The organism is Streptacidiphilus sp. EB129, from assembly GCF_041262645.1.
GTDB lineage: Bacteria > Actinomycetota > Actinomycetes > Streptomycetales > Streptomycetaceae > Streptacidiphilus.
Map to the genome: position 1 here is coordinate 1 of NZ_JBGCCS010000018.1, position 16,732 is coordinate 16,732.

Below are 16,732 nucleotides of genomic sequence, written 5' to 3' on the forward strand. Positions count from 1 at the left end.
TACCCGTCCCGGGCCGAGTCCGAGCACGACGTGATCGAGAACTCGCACGCCTCCACCGTGCTGGGCTACGCCGACGGCCTGGCCAAGGCCAACCAGCTGCTGGGCTACGCCGACCGCTGTGTGGTCGCGGTGATCGGCGACGGCGCGCTGACCGGCGGCATGGCCTGGGAGGCGCTGAACAACATCGCCGAGGCCCAGGACCGCCCGCTGGTGATCGTGGTGAACGACAACGAGCGCTCCTACGCCCCGACCATCGGCGGCCTGGCCAACCACCTGGCGACGCTGCGCACCACCCAGGGCTACGAGCGCTTCCTGTCCTGGGGCAAGGAGACCCTGCAGCGCACCCCCGGTGTCGGCGCCCCGCTGTACGAGGCGCTGCACGGGGCCAAGAAGGGGTTCAAGGACGCCGTCGCCCCGCAGGGGATGTTCGAGGACCTCGGCCTGAAGTACGTCGGACCGATCGACGGCCACGACCCGCAGGCGCTGGAGTCAGCGCTGAAGCGGGCCAAGGGCTTCGGCGGTCCGGTGATCGTGCACTGCCTCACCGAGAAGGGCCGCGGCTACCGTCCCGCCGAACTGGACGAGGCCGACCACTTCCACCAGGTGGGCGCGATCGACCCGATCACCTGTGAGCCGCTGCGTCCCTCCGGCGGGGTGTCCTGGACCTCGGTGTTCGGTGCCGAGCTGGTCGAGATCGGCCGTGAGCGGGCGGACGTGGTGGCGATCACCGCGGCGATGCTGCAGCCGGTGGGCCTGGGCCGGTTCGCCAAGGAGTTCCCGGAGCGGATCTTCGACGTCGGCATCGCCGAGCAGCACGCGGCGGTCAGCGCGGCCGGTCTGGCCACCGGCGGGCTGCACCCGGTGGTGGCGGTCTACGCGACCTTCCTGAACCGCGCTTTCGACCAGGTGCTGATGGACGTCGCCCTGCACCGCTGCGGGGTCACCTTCGTGCTGGACCGGGCCGGGGTCACCGGCACCGACGGCGCCAGCCACAACGGCATGTGGGACATGTCGATCCTGCAAGTCGTCCCGGGTCTGCGGATCGCCGCGCCGCGCGACGCCGACCAGCTCCGCGCCCAGCTGCGCGAGGCGCTGGCCGTCGACGACGCGCCGACCGTGCTGCGCTTCCCCAAGGCCGAGGTCGGCCCGCCGATCCCGGCGGTCGAGCGGCTCGGCGGGGTGGACGTGCTGCTGCGCACCGCACCGGCCGGGAGCGCCCCGGAGGTGCTGCTGGTCGCGGTCGGCACGATGGTGCCGGCCTGCCTGGACGCGGCAGCGCTGCTGACCGCCGACGGGCTGACCGCGACCGTGGTCGACCCGCGCTGGGTGAAGCCGGTCGACCCGGCGCTCACCGAGCTGGCCGCCCGGCACCGCCTGGTGGTGACCGTCGAGGACAACGGCCGGGTCGGCGGCGTCGGCACGGCGGTGGCGCAGGCACTGAGGGACGCCGACATCGACGTCCCGACGCGTGAACTGGGCATCCCGCAGGAATTCCTGGCGCACGCCGCGCGCGGTGAGATCCTGGACGAGATCGGGCTGACCGGCCCCGGCATCGCCGCGCAGACCGCGGGCTTCGCCAAGCTGCTCGGGCTGGGCGAGGCAGGGTTGCGAGAAGAACGAGAGCAGGCAGCGGCAGCCGTGCGGAGCGGCGTCGCAGGAGGGGAATCCCGCAGTGGCATCTGACAGGGCAGTATCCGACAGGGCGGCAGCCGAGACAGCGGTATCCGGGCCCACGGCGGGCGGTTTCGACGTCGCCGCGCTGCTGGCCGAGCGCGGCGCCGAACGCTACGCGCTGCACACCGAGTACCTGAACCACCAGCTGCCGCGGATGCTGCACACCATCGGCTTCGACAAGGTCTACGAGCGGGCCCGGGGCGCGTACTTCTACGACGCCGAGGGCAACGACTACCTGGACATGCTGGCCGGCTTCGGGATCTTCGCGCTGGGTCGGCACCACCCGGTGGTCCGGCAGGCCGTGCAGCAGGTGATGGACCTGGAGCTGGCCGACCTGACCCGCTTCGACTGCCAGCCGCTCCCGGGCCTGCTGGCCGAGCGGCTGCTGTCGTACACCCCGCACCTGGACCGGGTGTTCTTCGGCAACAGCGGCACCGAGGCGGTCGAGACGGCGCTGAAGTTCGCCCGCTACGCCACCGGTCGGCGCCGGGTGCTCTACTGCGACCACGCCTTCCACGGGCTGACCACGGGTTCGCTCTCGGTCAACGGCGAGGACGGCTTCCGCAAGGGCTTCGCGCCGCTGCTGCCGGACACCGCCGTGCCGCTCGGCGACCTGGCGGCGCTGGAGCGGGAGCTGAAGCAGGGTGATGTCGCGGCGCTGATCGTGGAGCCGATCCAGGGCAAGGGCGTGCACGCCACCCCGCCCGGCTACCTCCGCGCCGCCCAGGAGCTGCTGCACCGGCACAAGGCGCTGCTGATCGCGGACGAGGTGCAGACCGGCATCGGCCGCACCGGCGACTTCTTCGCCTACCAGCACGAGGCGGGGGTGGAGCCGGACCTGGTCTGCGCGGCCAAGGCGCTGTCCGGCGGCTACGTCCCGGTGGGCGCGACGCTGGGCAAGAAGTGGATCTTCGAGAAGGTCTACTCCTCGATGGACCGGGTCCTGGTCCACTCGGCCAGCTTCGGCTCCAACGCCCAGGCCATGGCCGCGGGGCTCGCCACCCTGCACGTCATGGAGGACGAGCAGGTGGTGGCGAACGCCCGCCGGATCGGCGACCTGTTCCGGGAACGGCTGACCGCGCTCAAGCCCAAGTACGAGATGCTCGCCGACGTCCGCGGCCGCGGCCTGATGATCGGCATCGAGTTCGGCCGCCCGCAGTCGCTGAAGCTGCGGACCGGCTGGGCGGCCCTGCAGGCGGCCCGCAAGGGGCTGTTCGCGCAGATGGTGGTCGTGCCGCTGATGCAGCGGCACCGCATCCTCACCCAGGTCTCCGGGGACCACCTGGAGGTCATCAAGCTGATCCCGCCGCTGACCATCACCGAGCGCGAGGTGGACCGCTTCGTGGACGCCTTCGCCGATGTGATGGACGAGGCGCACAGCGGCACGGGGCTGATGCGCGACTTCGGCAAGACGCTGATCAAGCAGGCCGTCGCCAACCGCTAGCCGGGCCGGTCCGACGCCGCACGGCCCGGCCCGCCGCCGTCAGATCTCCAGGTGCTCCTCGATCTGGCGGCAGCGGTGCCGGGCCAGCGCCAGGTTGGCGCGCTGCCGGTCCAGGGCCAGGTAGAGGAAGATCCCCTTGCTGCCGTGCCGGGTCAGCGGCCGGATCAGGTGGTACTGGGTGGTGAGGCTGATCAGGATGTCCTCGATGGTCTCGTTGTGGAGGTTGAGCATCTCCATGGTGCGCATCTTGGCGCGGACCACGTCGGTGTTGCCCGCGGCGGCGACGTTGAGGTCCAGCTCCTTGGTGGTCCCCAGGGTTCCCAGGGCCAGGCCGCTGCTGTAGTCGACGAGCGCGACGCCCACGGCTCCCTCGATCCCCATGGCTTCCTTGAGCGCGGTCTCCATGTTCGACATGTTCGGGCATCCTCCTGAACGGGTCCGACGGCGGGACCGTTCGTGGTCCCCGCAGTGAGGACAGTAGAAGCCGGCGGTCGCGGCACATGCCGTTTGGGCGTAAGTGATCAGAGTGGCGTGAGAGGACAATGCAGTTCGACTGCTATCGCGCCGTATTCTGATCGAAAAGTGTCGTAGAAGTATCGTCTGCGGTCAGCGCGACGAGGTAAGAAACCGCTGAGTAGGGAAAAACCGCAGCTCGGACCCGCCTGCCGGGGAGATTCCAGCATTCGGGACGAGTGGCTGTGGCGCACGCCACAGGTAACCGGTCCGGAGTCGTCCGGCAGACGTGATCCAGATAACAGAAAGGGGTCAGCCTGCGGATTCCGCGCGAGACCGCCGGGCCGACTGAGCCCGGCGGCGTTCGAGCGGTGTGCGCTCCGGTCGGGGTGCCGGCAGGGCCGCCCCCGGCTTCGCGGAGGACCTCGCGGGAGCCTTCGCGGAGGACCTCGCAGCGGGCTTCGCGGCGGGCTTCGGGACGGACGGCGCCGAGGCGGCTCCGGCGGCCGTCGACGCGGTGCGCGCGGCGGACGCCGTGGCCGAGGGGGACCCGGTCTCCCGCTCCCGGGTCGGGTCGTGCCGGAACTGCCTGGCCAGGTCCAGCGGCGGGGCCAGGCTGCCGAGGCCGGGCCGGCGGTCGCGCCAGGCGGCCTGGATCCGCTCGTCGGCGCTCACGATCACCGGCTCGAACAGGGGCAGCGCCAGCAGTACCAGCGCGCCGGCGGCCCATCCTGAGAGCACGTCAGACGTCCAGTGGGTGCCCAGGTAGATCGTGGTCATCCCGATCGAGAAGCCCATGAAGCCGGCCAGCACCGCGCCCAGACGGCGCCAGCGCACCGCGAGGTAGGCCACGATGCCCCAGGTCACCACGGCGTTGGCGGTGTGGCCCGACGGGAATATACCGCCGCCCTGGAAGAGCTCGCTGGACCCGGCCACATGCGCGTAGTGCGGACCGAGTCGCCCGGTGCCGATCTTCACGGCGCCCACCGACATGTTCAGCAGTACCAGCGCCACGCCCACGACCAGCAGCGGCCGCAGACTCCTGGCGCGCCAGCTGCGCCAGCCCAGCCACAGGGCCACCACGATCGCGGAGGGACCGCGCTGCCCGGCGACGACGTACACGTCGAGGAAGGGCTGGAGTCCGGGCCAGTGCTCGTAGGGCTTGAAGATCATCACGGCCCAGTCGAGGGAGACCAGGGCCGAGGAGGTGAGCACGGCGAGCACGATCGCGAGATAGAAGGCAGCGGTCGTGCCGAAGGCCCACTTGTGGGCGCGACTGAGCTGAGGCAGGCGGACGTCCCGCTCTGCGGGCCGCAGTGGCGGTGTCGTCTGTGGGCGGTCGAGTAGGGCGACCTCTTTCCTCTGGCTACGCACCCCTTCGACGTTACAGTGTTTTGCTCTGGCCCCGGACTCGAACACGTTGTTCGTGATAACGATGTGACCTGATGCATTGTCGGCCCCGGATAAAGGTCCGAGCGCATTCGAAGGGCCTTGTCGAGGTCGCCTGTGGGGGTTTGACCGGCGGCTTTGTGGGCATCAGGGCCACTCGTCGAGTGTCTGGCCGATCCTCGCCCTTCGGTAAGAACTGTATGAGACGAGTGTCCCGCCGTGGTTGGAAAACAGTTCTCATAGGTTTATCGGGTTCCTGGGAAAAGGAATTACATTCCCCGGGAGCCACCCGTTCATGCCTCGTGCCCGGACGCTCGTCCGGGCACGAGGCAGGCGATCAGGCGAGTCCGCCGCCCAGGGTGAGGCCGCCGTCGAGCACCAGGGTCTGCCCGGTGATCCAGGAGGCCTGGTCGGAGAGCAGGAAGGCCACCGCGCCGCCGACGTCGGCCGGCAGGCCGAGCCGCTTGAGCGGATAGCTGTTCGCCACCTGCTCCTCGTGCCCGGCGAACAGGGCTTCGGCGAACTTGGTGCGCACCACGGCCGGGGCGACCGCGTTCACCCGTACGGTGGGCGCCAGTTCATGGGCGAGCTGCTGGGTCAGCTGGATCAGCGCCGCCTTGCTGGCCCCGTACATGCCGATGCCCGGTGCCGGGCCGAGCGCGCTGACCGAGGACATGTTCACGATCGCCCCGCCGTGCTCGCGCAGCGACGCCTGATGCACCAGCTGCACCCAGCCCAGCGTGGAGACCAGGTTGATGTCCAGGATCTTGCGGGCCGCGTCGAGGTCCAGCTCGACCAGCGAGCCGTAGACCGGGTTGGTGCCGACATTGTTGACCAGGGCGTCGATCCGGCCGAACCGCTCCATGGCCTGCCCCACCGCCTCGGCGCGGTGCGCCGCGTCGTGGCTCTTTCCGGCCACGCCGAGCGCGTACTCGGGGCCGCCGAGCTGGTCGACCGCCTGCTTCAGGCTGTCGGCGTCGCGGCCGGTGACGACCACCCGGTCGCCGCGGGCGACCAGGGCCTCGGCCACCGCGAAGCCGATGCCCCGGCTGCCGCCGGTGATCAGCGCGACCTTGTGGTGCTGGGCGTCAGCCATGGTGCTCCTCGGAGTGCGGGGAAAGAGGGAGAGCGGAAAGGGGGAGAGGGGAGGGCAGGTCGACCAGGGCGGCCAGGATCGCCCGGTGCCGGTCCGCGGTGCCGAGCGCGATGGAGGCGCTCTTGGCCCGCTTGAGATAGAGGTGCGCCGGGTGCTCCCAGGTGAAGCCGATGCCGCCGTGCAGCTGCACCGCCTCCTCGGTGGCGGCGACCGCCACCGGCGAGGCGAAGGCCTGGGCCAGTGCGGCGGCCACCGGCGCGTCGGCGGACCCGGTGGCCAGCGCGTCCGCCGCGTTGCGGGCGACCGCCCGCAGCTGTGCCACCGAGACCCACAGGTCCGCGAGCCGGTGCTTGACCGCCTGGAAGGAGCCGACCGGACGGCCGAACTGGTGCCGCTCCTTCACATAGGCGGTGGTGGTCTCCAGCGCCCACTCGGCGACCCCGAGCTGTTCGCTGGCGAGCAGCGCCGCGCCGGTGGTCAGCGCGGTCCGCACGGCGCGGACCGCGTCGTCGCCCTCGGCCAGCAGCCGGCCCGCGGCGCCGTCGAAGGACAGGTCCGCCAGCGCCCGGGTCATGTCCAGGCTGACCACCGGGCCCACCACGACGCCGGCCGCGGCCTGACCCTCGACCGCGTACAGGGCGGGCGTGCCGTCCGCGCCGCGGGCCGGGACCACGAAGGCGTCCGCGGTGCGCGCGTCGGCGACCAGCCGCACCGTGCCGTGCAGCAGGCCGCCCGCGTCCGCCCGTACCGAGGCGGGGAAGGCGGCGTCGCCCGGGTCGGTGGGGTGGGGGCCGGACGGGAGGAGGGCGGTGGCGAAGGGGACGGCCAGGGCCGCGACCTGCCGGCCGGCGGCGAGCCCGGGCAGCAGCTCGGCCTCGTCCACGGCCAGCAGTGCCGCCGTCGCCAGTACCGCGCTGCCGAGATAGGGGACGGGGGCGACCGCGCGCCCCAGCTCCTCCAGCACCACGGCGGTCTCGCGCCAGCTCGCCCCCGCGCCGCCCGACTTCTCCGGGACGGCCAGGCCGGTGACGCCCAGTTCGGCGCCGAGCGCCTGCCACAGGCCGGTGTCCACCGGCTGCTCGGTCTCGGTCCTGGCCAGCGTCGCGCTCTGCGGCGCGCGGGCTGCGAGCAGCGCGCGGACGCTGACCCGCAGCTCCTGCTCCACCTCGCTGTACTGCAGGTCAGGGGTGTGCTGCGGAGTGGGGCCGAGCTGCGGGTCCGGGGTGGCGCTCATTTGGCGAGGTCCTTCCAGGCGACGTCCTTGTCGACGCGGATCTCCGGCGGCAGACCGAGGATGCGCTCCGCGATGATCGTGCGGAGGATCTCCGAGGTGCCGCCCTCGATGGAGTTGCCCTTGGCCCGCAGATAGCGGTAACCGGGCGTGCCGCCCTCCATGGACGGGTGGGCGGGGCGGCGGAAGGTCCAGTCGTCGTAGGTCAGACCCTCGCCGCCGAGCAGCTCCAGTTCCAGCCCGGAGATCTGCTGGTTGAGCCGGGCGAAGGCGAGCTTCGCGGCCGAGCCCTCCGGTCCCGGCTGTCCGGCCGCCAGTTGCTGCCGCAGCCGCTCGCCGGTGAGCCTGGCCGCCTCGGCGTCCACCCACAGCCGCAGCAGCGCGTCGTGCAGCCCAGGCGTGCGCGCCTCCGGCTGCTCGCGCCAGCGCCGGGCGACCAGGCCGATCAGCCCGCCCTCGCGCGGGACCGGGTGGCTGCCGATGGCGACGCGCTCGTTCATCAGCGTGGTCTGGGCGACCCGCCAGCCGTCGCCGACCTCGCCGAGCCGGTGCGCGTCGGGGATCCGCACGCCGGTCAGGAAGACCTCGTTGAACTCGGCCTCGCCGGTGGCCTGCCGCAGCGGCCGGACCTCGACCCCGGGGGCGGTCATGTCGCAGACGAAGTAGGTCATGCCGCGGTGCTTGGGCACGTCCGGGTCGGTGCGGGTGACCAGGATGGCCCACTGCGCCTCGTGTGCCAGCGAGGTCCACACCTTCTGCCCGTCCACGGTCCAGCCGTCGCCGTCACGGACCGCGCGGGTGCCGAGGGCGGCCAGGTCGGAGCCGGCGCCGGGCTCGCTGAACAGCTGGCACCAGACCTCCTCGCCGGTCCACAGCGGGCGCAGGAAGCGGTTCTTGACGGCGTCGTCGCCGAAGGCCAGCAGGGTGGGGGCGGCCATGCCGAGGCCGATGCCGTGCCGCCCCGGGTCCAGGGTGGGCGCCCCGGCGGCGGCGAAGGCGTCGTTGACGACCTGCTGCAGCGAACGGGGGGCGGCGAGGCCGCCGAAGCCCTCCGGGAAGTGGATCCAGGCGAGGCCGGCGTCGTAGCGGGCGCCGAGGAAGTCCTTGACGGAGGTGGTCGCGGGGTCGTGTTCGGCGAGGAGATCGTGGACGGCGGCGAGGAGTGACTCGGCGGTCCAGGGTGGGGGTGTGCTCATGTCCTTGGTGCCCTCTCGGACGAAGAGTGGGGGGTTACTGCCAGGGGCGCGGGAACTGCAACCTCGTGCGTGAGCAGCGCTCTACGGAGGTGCGTGGTTGGCAGCGCAGTTCCTCGCGCCCCTTGGGCGCTGCGTGGTTGGCCGCATGCGGACGCGCTGGTTAGTCGAGGGGGCCGCCGGCGACGTAGATGACCTGGCCGGAGACGAAGCCGGCGCCCTCGCTGACGAGGAAGGACACGGTGTGGGCGATGTCGTCCGGGACGCCGACGCGGGCGACCGGGATCATCGTGGCCGCGGCGGCCTTGAAGTCCTCGAAGCCCATGCCGACGCGCTCCGCCGTGGCCGCCGTCATGTCGGTGGCGATGAAGCCGGGGGCCACCGCGTTGGCGGTGACGCCGAACTTGCCCAGCTCCTTGGCGAGGGTCTTGGTGAAGCCCTGCAGCCCGGCCTTGGCGGCGGAGTAGTTGGCCTGGCCCCGGTTGCCCAGCGCGGAGGAGGAGGACAGGTTGACGACGCGGCCGTAGCCGGCGTCGACCATGTGCTTCTGGACCGCCTTGGTCATCAGGAACGCGCCCTTGAGGTGCACGTTCATGACCGTGTCCCAGTCCAGCTCGGACATCTTGAACAGCAGGTTGTCGCGCAGCACGCCGGCGTTGTTGACCAGCACGGTCGGTGCGCCGAGCTCCGCCGCGATCCGCTCGATCGCGGCGGCGACCTGCGCCGCGTCGCTGACGTCGGCACCCACGGCGAGGGCACGGCCGCCGGCGGCCGTGATCTTCTCGACGGTGTCCTTGCCCGCGGACTCCTCCAGGTCGACCACGGCCACGGCGAAGCCGTCTGCGGCAAGGCGGATCGCGGTGGCGGCGCCGATGCCGCGCGCCGCACCGGTGACGACGGCTACGCGGGGGGTGGTGTCAGTCATGGTTGCTGTCTCTCTTCTCAGAGGTGAGGGGATGGAGGAGGGGAAGTAAGGGGAGGTGGGCCGGTCAGTCGGTCGCCGCGGCCAGGTACGGCCGGAGTTCGCGGTGGGCCAGCGACCGCTTGTGCACCTCGTCCGGACCGTCGGCGAGCCGCAGCGTCCGGGCGCCGGCCCAGAGCTGCGCCAGCACGAAGTCCTGGGAGACCCCGCCCGCACCGTGGGCCTGGATCGACTTGTCGATGATCCACTCCACGGTGGCCGGGGTCGCGATCTTGATGGCCTGGATCTCGGTGTGGGCGCCCTTGTTGCCGACGGTGTCCATCAGCCAGGCGGTCTTCAGCACCAGCAGCCGGAGCTGCTCGATCCGCACCCGGGACTCCGCGATCCACTCCTGGACCACGCCCTGCTCGGCCAGCGGCTTGCCGAACGCGGTGCGGGAGACGGCGCGGCGGCACATCAGCTCCAGCGCACGCTCGGCCATCCCGATCAGCCGCATGCAGTGGTGGATCCGGCCGGGGCCGAGCCGGGCCTGGGCGATGGCGAAGCCCTCGCCCTCCCCGGCGATCAGGTTCTCGGCCGGCACGCGGACGTCCTGGAAGACGATCTCGGCGTGGCCGCCGTGCGCGCCGTCGGTGTAGCCGAAGACGTGCATGCCCCGGCGGACCTCGACGCCGGGGGTGTCCCGGGGGACCAGGATCATGCTCTGGCGGCGGTGCTTGGGGGCGTCCGGATCGGTCTGGCCCATCACGACGAAGATCTCGCAGGCCGGGTCCATCGCGCCGGAGGACCACCACTTGCGGCCGTTGATGACGTAGCTGTCACCGTCGCGGACGATCCGGGTGGCGATGTTGGAGGCGTCGGAGGAGGCGACCTCGGGCTCGGTCATGCAGAACGCGGAGCGGATCTCGCCCTCCAGCAGCGGCGTCAGCCAGCGCTTCTGCTGCTCCGGGGAGCCGAACTCGGCGAGCACCTCCATGTTGCCGGTGTCCGGGGCGGCGCAGTTGAGCGCCTCCGGGGCGAGGTGCGGGCTGCGTCCGGTGATCTCGGCCAGCGGGGCGTACTGAAGGTTCGTCAGACCCGCGCCGTGGTCGGTGTTCGGCAGGAAGAGATTCCACAGCCCGCGCCTGCGGGCCTCGGCCTTGAGCTCGGCCATGACCGGCGGACGGGACCACTCGCCGGCCCCGGGGGCGTGCTGCTCGGCGGCGTCTTGTTCGGCGGCGTGCTGTTCGGCGGGGTAGACCATCTCGTCCATGAAGGCCAGCAACTGCTGCTGCAGTTCCCTGGTCCGGTCGTCGTACAGGAAGTCCATCAGTGCGCCTCCAGCGTGAGCAGGGTCTCCAGGGAGGTGGCGACCAGCGGCGGCACCAGGGCACCCAGGTGGGAGAAGCCCTCGCCGACGGTCTTGCCCTGGGTGTAGCGGTAGTGGATGCCCTCGGCGATGACCGCGAGCTTGTAGCCGGCGAACGCCGTGTACCAGGGCAGCGGGCCCAGGTCGAGGCCGGTGCGGTCGGCGTAGCGCTGGGCGAGCACGTCCATGCCGGGGAAGCCGGCTGCCGGGTTGACCGCCTGGGCGACCGGGTTGCCGGGCATGTCGCCGGAGATGTCCCAGTACACCTTCATCAGGCCGACGTCGGCCAGGGGGTCGCCCAGGGTCGCCATCTCCCAGTCCAGGACGGCGGCGATGGTGTCGTCCGCCGCGACGACGGTGTTGTCCAGACGGTAGTCGCCGTGTACGACGGTGGCCCGCTGGCTCGCGGGGACGTGCGCGCCGAGCCTGCGCTGCAGCTCGTCCATGCCGGGGATGTCCCGGCTCCGGGACGCCTCGAACTGCCGGAACCAGCGGCTGACCTGGCGCTGCAGATAGCCGTCGGCGCGGCCGAAGTCGCCCAGGCCGACCGCTTCCGGGTCGATCGCGTGCAGGTCGGCGAGTACGTCGATCAGCCGGAGCGACAGCGCGGTGGCCCGCTCCGGGCCGAGCCCGGCGGAGTCCTCGGCGGTGCGGTAGACGGTGCCGGCGACCTCGTCCATCAGGTAGAACGGCGCGCCCAGCACCTCGGGGTCGGTGCACAGCAGGTGCACCCCGGGGACCGGCACGGCGGTGCCGGACAGGGCTTCGATCACCCGGTACTCGCGGGCCATGTCGTGCGCGGTGGCCAGGACGTGGCCCAGCGGCGGGCGGCGCAGCACCCAGCGCCGGCGGTCGTCGCGCAGGGTGTAGGTGAGGTTCGACTTGCCGCCGGAGATCAGTGCGGCGGTCAGCGTCCCCTCGGCCAGGCCGGGGCGGACGCGGTCCAGATGGTCCCGGAGCCGGTCCAGATCGAGGCCTGGTGGGTGCGGTTGTGCGGGCATACGGGCCTCCAGGCCGGGGATGGGGCACAGTGGTGGCAGCGGGGCCGTCCGGGCCACCATACCGACTAGTAGGTATGTCGGCTAGAGTGGCCTGAGACACAACCGTAGGCACGGAAAGCACGATGAAGGGGTCGCACGTGGCCGCAGCACGCAGGGCCGTCGGAGCCAGGGGCGGCCGCAGCATCGTCATGCCGGGACCGCTGGGCCGCGAGCCGGTGGCCCGGCTGGACCAGGACACCGCCAACGCCGACGGCGCGGGCGACGCCAGGGATGCGGGCGACGCCGGCGCGAAGGACGAGGCCGGAGCCGCGCCGGTGCAGGAGCGGCTGCTCAGCGCGGCGAGCCGGCTCTTCGCCGAACGGGGCTTCGCGTTGACCTCGGTGCAGGAGATCGTCGAGCGCGCCGGGGTCACCAAGGGCGCGATGTACCACTACTACACGTCCAAGGACGACCTGCTGCAGCAGGTCTACACCAGGCTGCTGGCTGTCCAGAGCCAACGGCTGGACGCCATCGCCGCCGCCGACCTGCCGGTACGCGAACGCCTCGGCGCCGCCGCGGCCGACGTGGTGGTGAGCACCCTGGAGAACCTGGACGACGCGATGGTGTCCTGGCGCTCCATGCACATGCTCCCGCCGGAGCGGCTGGCCGAGGTGCGGGCCGAGCGCCGGCGCTACCACGAGCGGTTCCGGGCGCTGATCGAACAGGGGCAGGCCGAGGGCGTCCTGCGCGCCGACGTCTCCGCGGACCTGGCCACCCACCAGTTCTTCGGCGGGGTGCACCACCTCGGCAGCTGGTACCACGCGGACGGTGAGCTCACCCCGGCGTCCATCGGCGAGACCTTCGCGGACCTGTTGCTCCGTGGTCTGACGGTTTCACCCGACTGAACACAAAGGACCGGATGCGACCGTCCTGGATCACGATTAGGACGCAGGTCCAATGGGCGTGTCGTGTGGGATCGGTTGGTTTGTATAGTGTGCGCCAGCAGCCGACGGCTGCTCGGTGCAAACCCCCCGTTTCGACCGTCCTCGCGCGATCGATCTCGGTGCGGGTCTGCCGCAGCCCGGCCGTGCGCACCCCTCTCACCAGGGCCGTACGAAGGCGTAGAACGAGGACGGTTCCATGGTGCTGGGGGAGATCAATATGACGGGTGCGCCGCTCCGCCTCTCCCAGTCACCGGGGCAGCTGATCCGCATAGCCCAGCAGGTGCACACGCGCCTGTGGGCCGAGCACGTCGGCGCCGAGCTGACTGCTCCGCAGTACGCCGCGCTGATCGCGCTGGCGCTGGAGCCGGGCGCCGACCAGCGCACGGTGGGCGAGCGGGCGTCGCTGGACAAGGCGACGATGGCCGAGATGGTCGGCCGCCTGGTGCGGCGCGGTCTGGTGCTGCGCCGCCGGGACCCGGCGGACGGTCGCCGCAAGCTGCTCACCCTCTCGCCGTTGGGCACCCAGGTGATGGAGAGCGTGTCGCCCGGCGTGGCCCGGGTGCAGCAACTGCTGCTGGAGCCGCTGGCCGAGGCGCAGCGCTGCGAACTGATGACCGCGCTCGGGGCCATGGCCCGGGTGGAGGAGGTCGGCCTGGAGTTCCTGGTCGAGTCGCGCCCGATCCTGGACGCCCCCCGGGTGGTCGGCTACCTGATCCGGGTCGCCCAGCAGGTGCACACCCGGCTCTGGTCCGAGCTGGTGTCGAGCGAGCTGACCGCGCCGCAGCACGCGGTGCTGGCCGCGCTCGCGGTCGAGCCCGGCATCGACCAGCGGACGGTGGGGGAGAGAGCGTCGCTGGACAAGGCGACCATGGCCGAGCTGGTGAGCCGCCTGGTGCGGCGCGGTCTGGTGCTGCGCCGCCGGGACCCGGCGGACGGCCGCCGCAACCTGCTCGCGCTGGCGCCGAACGGCGCCCGGCTGCTCGACGAGGTCGGCCCCGGCGTCGCCCGGGTTCAGGCCCAGCTGCTCGAACCGGTCGCCGCCGCCGAACGCGACCGGGCGGTGGAGCTGCTCTCCGTCATAGCCCGCCTCGCCGAGAGCTGAGCCCCCTTCTGGTGCGTGTCCTGTAAACCGGCCCCGGTCCGACCTGATGTCGGGCCGGGGCCGCTGCTGTTACGGGGCCGGTGCCGTCACGGGCCCTGTGGGGTCATTCGGGGTCGTCGGTGCGGCGGTCGAAGACCAGCGGGCGCGCGGAGCGCAGCGCCGTCGCGATGGCCCCGAGCAGCACGGCGTCCTCGCCCAGCGCGCTGGGGACGACCGCGGGCCGCAGCGGGGTCAGCCCGTGGAGCGTCTCCTCGACCGTGCTGAGCAGCAGGTCTGCGCTGTGCCCGACGCCGCCGCCGAGCACCACCCGGTCCGGGTCCAGCACCGCCGACACCGCCGCCACCACATGGGCCAGGCGCTGCGCCTCCTGCCGGACGGCGGCCACCGCCGCCGGCTCGCCCAGCCGCGCCTGTTCGAAGACGTGCTTCGCGGTCAGCGGCCCGGTCAGGCCGAAGTCCCGGGCGGTGCGGACCACGGCGTCCGCCGAGACCGCGTCCTCCAGCAGGCCCCGCCGCGACGGGGTGTCCGCGCCGGCCGGTCCGGTGCCGGCCGGCACCGGACTGCCGACCAGTGGCAGGAAGCCGATCTCGCCGGCCGCGCCGTGTGCGCCCCGGAACAGTTCGCCGTCGGCGACCACGCCCATGCCCAGGCCGGTGCCGATCAGTACATAGACGAAGAGCCTGCTGCCCGCCCCGGCCCCGAAGGCGTACTCGCCCAGGGCGGCCAGGTTGGCGTCGTTGTGGACGCTGAGCGCGGTGCCCAGGCCCTCCCGCATCCCGGCGAAGAGGCCGGCCCGGCCCCAGCCGGGCAGGTTCACCGCGTAGCGGACCCGGCCGGTCTCCTCGTCGAACACCCCCGGGGTGCCGACCACCGCCTGCACGATGTCCTGCTGCCGCAGCCCGGCCTCCGCGGTGACCTGCCGGGCGGCGGCCAGCACCGCCTCCGCGACGGCGGTGGCGCTGCGGCCGCGGTTGGCCACGTCGACCCGGGAGACCACGGTCCCGGCCAGGTCGGCGACGGCCAGTCGCAGCCGGGCGCGGCCGATGTCGACACCGAGGACGTGCCCGGCGCTGGGGTCGGCCTCGTAGAGCACGGCGGTACGGCCCCGGTCGGGGGCGACCGTCCCGGCCTCGCGGACCAGACCGGCCTGCTCCAGGGTGGCCAGCGCGGTGGAGACGGTGGGCTTGGACAGGCCGGAGTCCCGGGCGAGCTGGGCCCGTGAGGCGGCGCCGGTGGTGCGCAGCCGCTCCAGCAGCAGCCACTCGTTGTTGCTGCGCAGCCGGCGGCGGTTCCAGCGCTGGTCGGGCAGGGGTTCCGCTGGGTACTCGGCCATCGTGCCGGTGTCGCCTCTCTGGTTGTCCGGTCGTGCTCTGTTGCCTGGTGGTGCCGGTCTCGTTCAAGTTAAGTCGATTAACTTAATCATGCCTCCGGCTGGTCCGGCACCCCGTTCGGCAGCCGTAACGGGCGGTGCGGCCCCCGAGTGCCGAGAATGGAGGCATGGTCAAGCAGGCAGAGGCCGGCGCTCCGCGCAAGGTGGCCGGTATTCCGCTCAACGTGCGCACGGTCGCCGGCGCGGTGCTCGTGGCCCTGGCGACCTGGTTCATCCTCATGAACACCGCGTCGGTGAAGATCCACCTGTGGGGGATCTCGGTGGTCGTCCTGCCGCTCTGGGCGGTGCTTGTGGTGATCCTCGCGGTCGGAGTGGTGCTGGGCTGGTTCCTGCGGCGCTATCGGACCAATCGGAAGTGACCCCCGCCACAGTGCTCGCGATGTCAACGAAGCTCGATAGTTGATCCGTTCCTGATCCGCCCGGGGTCTTCCGGGGCGGCTTCCCCCGCGGGTCGGGCCAATGCCCGCAGCTGGGCCTTTCGCGGGGTTTAACCCCTGCTTACGGCGGTGCGCACGGGGTTCCAGAAAAAGCGGAACCTCGGGTTTCGGATGCCCGCACGGGGGAACCCGGCCGCCCTGACGGGCCGTCGCGAACGCCGTTCCACTACGGAGTCGGATAGTAATAAGGACTTTGGACCCCGGACGACGAGCCGCTAACAATGGCGCAGTCGTCAGGACAGCCCTGCTGCTCGCAGCGGGGCTGTCGTCAGTCCGGCACCAACCTAAACCGGGGTGCCCACGGCGCTGCACCGGCTTCGTAGGGCACCTGTCCCGCCCTGCGGATCCAGTCGGTCAGCCGCCGAGCCAGCCGATTGAGGTCCTCTCCCATGTCGCGTAAGCATGCCCTGCCGGTGCGAAAGCGTACCGCCGCCATCATCGCCGCCGCCTCGCTGACCGGCCTCGCGGTGGCCGGGGTCGTCACCGACGTCACCGCGGGTCCCGCCAAGAGCGTCGCGGCACAGACCGCCGTGGTCGCCAAGGTCCAGGACCTGCAGACCCAGCAGGCCGCCGCCTCCGCGTCCGCCTCGGCCTCCGCCGCGAAGGCCGTTGCCGACAAGGCCGCCGCTGCCAAGGCTGCCGCGGACAAGGCCGCTGCCGCGAAGGCCGCCGCCGACAAGGCCGCAGCGGAGAAGGCCGCTGCCGCCAAGGCCGCCGCGGACCAGGCTGCCGCCGCCCAGGCCGCCGCCGCTCAGGCGGCTGCGAACAAGGCCGCCGCCGACCGCGCCGCCGCCGCTCAGGCCGCCGCCGCCTCGCGCTCCCAGGTCCGTACCGCGATCAGCGGCAGCCCGCAGGAGATCGCCGCCCAGATCGTCCCGGCGGACCAGCTGGACTCGTTCGACCAGATCATCTCCCACGAGAGCGGCTGGGACGTCACCGCCACCAACGCCTCCTCCGGCGCCTACGGCCTGGCCCAGGCCCTGCCCGGCGACAAGATGGCCTCGGCCGGCGCCGACTGGCAGACCAACCCGGCCACCCAGATCCGCTGGGCGCTGGACTACATGAACTCCACCTACGGCAGCCCCAACCAGGCCTGGGCCTTCTGGCAGGCCCACAACTGGTACTGATC

General features: G+C 72.1%; 15 protein-coding genes. 6 read left to right on the forward strand and 9 right to left on the reverse strand.

Going from position 1 to position 16,732, the window contains the following annotated elements:
• Window positions 1-1,683: 1-deoxy-D-xylulose-5-phosphate synthase (gene dxs, locus ABH925_RS21900; RefSeq protein WP_370150405.1), on the forward strand; the 1,683-nt coding region annotated here is incomplete at its 5' end.
• A 76-nt stretch (window positions 1,684-1,759) separates the two neighbouring features.
• Window positions 1,760-3,118, forward strand: a complete 1,359-nt coding sequence (locus ABH925_RS21905) for an aspartate aminotransferase family protein (RefSeq protein WP_370150600.1) — start codon at window positions 1,760-1,762, stop codon at window positions 3,116-3,118.
• A 39-nt stretch (window positions 3,119-3,157) separates the two neighbouring features.
• Here the strand turns inward: ABH925_RS21905 and ABH925_RS21910 are convergent, their stop codons facing one another.
• The 8 genes from ABH925_RS21910 to ABH925_RS21945 all read right to left on the reverse strand — a co-directional run bounded on the left by ABH925_RS21910 (window position 3,158) and on the right by ABH925_RS21945 (window position 11,751).
• A complete protein-coding gene (locus ABH925_RS21910; protein WP_370150407.1) occupies window positions 3,158-3,532 on the reverse strand; it encodes a hypothetical protein in 375 nt (124 codons plus the stop codon).
• A gap of 351 nt (window positions 3,533-3,883) precedes the next feature.
• Window positions 3,884-4,945: a phosphatase PAP2 family protein gene (locus tag ABH925_RS21915; protein WP_370150409.1), complete on the reverse strand. Its 1,062-nt coding sequence runs from the start codon at window positions 4,943-4,945 to the stop codon at window positions 3,884-3,886.
• A 352-nt stretch (window positions 4,946-5,297) separates the two neighbouring features.
• Window positions 5,298-6,056, reverse strand: a complete 759-nt coding sequence (locus ABH925_RS21920) for an SDR family oxidoreductase (protein ID WP_370150411.1) — start codon at window positions 6,054-6,056, stop codon at window positions 5,298-5,300.
• Window positions 6,049-7,290, reverse strand: coding sequence for an acyl-CoA dehydrogenase family protein (locus ABH925_RS21925; protein ID WP_370150414.1), 1,242 nt, complete (start codon window positions 7,288-7,290; stop codon window positions 6,049-6,051). The genes ABH925_RS21920 and ABH925_RS21925 overlap by 8 nt, the downstream gene beginning before the upstream one ends.
• Window positions 7,287-8,483 carry an acyl-CoA dehydrogenase family protein gene (locus tag ABH925_RS21930; protein WP_370150417.1) on the reverse strand — a complete coding sequence of 399 codons (1,197 nt, stop codon included), beginning with the start codon at window positions 8,481-8,483 and terminating at the stop codon, window positions 7,287-7,289. Before ABH925_RS21930 ends, ABH925_RS21925 begins: the two co-directional genes overlap by 4 nt.
• 160 nt (window positions 8,484-8,643) lie before the next feature.
• Complete coding sequence (fabG, locus tag ABH925_RS21935) at window positions 8,644-9,405, reverse strand: 3-oxoacyl-ACP reductase FabG (RefSeq protein WP_370150419.1); 762 nt, start codon at window positions 9,403-9,405, stop codon at window positions 8,644-8,646.
• 64 nt (window positions 9,406-9,469) lie between these two features.
• Window positions 9,470-10,711, reverse strand: a complete 1,242-nt coding sequence (locus ABH925_RS21940) for an acyl-CoA dehydrogenase family protein (protein WP_370150422.1) — start codon at window positions 10,709-10,711, stop codon at window positions 9,470-9,472.
• The gene (locus tag ABH925_RS21945; RefSeq protein WP_370150425.1) at window positions 10,711-11,751 is read right to left on the reverse strand and encodes a phosphotransferase family protein; all 1,041 of its coding nucleotides are present in this window, start codon (window positions 11,749-11,751) and stop codon (window positions 10,711-10,713) included. The genes ABH925_RS21940 and ABH925_RS21945 overlap by 1 nt, the downstream gene beginning before the upstream one ends.
• 137 nt (window positions 11,752-11,888) lie before the next feature.
• Between ABH925_RS21945 and ABH925_RS21950 the strand changes: the two genes are divergently transcribed.
• Entirely contained in the window at window positions 11,889-12,635 is a 747-nt protein-coding gene (locus ABH925_RS21950) for a TetR/AcrR family transcriptional regulator (protein WP_370150428.1), read from the forward strand.
• 235 nt (window positions 12,636-12,870) lie between these two features.
• Window positions 12,871-13,776 (forward strand): MarR family winged helix-turn-helix transcriptional regulator, encoded by a 906-nt coding sequence (locus tag ABH925_RS21955; RefSeq protein WP_370150430.1) that lies wholly within the window; start codon window positions 12,871-12,873, stop codon window positions 13,774-13,776.
• A gap of 103 nt (window positions 13,777-13,879) precedes the next feature.
• Here the strand turns inward: ABH925_RS21955 and ABH925_RS21960 are convergent, their stop codons facing one another.
• Window positions 13,880-15,109, reverse strand: a complete 1,230-nt coding sequence (locus ABH925_RS21960) for an ROK family protein (RefSeq protein WP_370150432.1) — start codon at window positions 15,107-15,109, stop codon at window positions 13,880-13,882.
• Between the two features lie 164 nt (window positions 15,110-15,273).
• Here ABH925_RS21960 and ABH925_RS21965 point away from each other — a divergent pair, with 164 nt between their 5' ends.
• Both ABH925_RS21965 and ABH925_RS21970 read left to right on the forward strand, forming a co-directional pair.
• Entirely contained in the window at window positions 15,274-15,525 is a 252-nt protein-coding gene (locus ABH925_RS21965) for a DUF1049 domain-containing protein (RefSeq protein WP_370150434.1), read from the forward strand.
• Between the two features lie 467 nt (window positions 15,526-15,992).
• Window positions 15,993-16,730, forward strand: a complete 738-nt coding sequence (locus ABH925_RS21970) for a lytic transglycosylase domain-containing protein (protein WP_370150436.1) — start codon at window positions 15,993-15,995, stop codon at window positions 16,728-16,730.
• Window positions 16,731-16,732 lie beyond the last annotated feature (2 nt).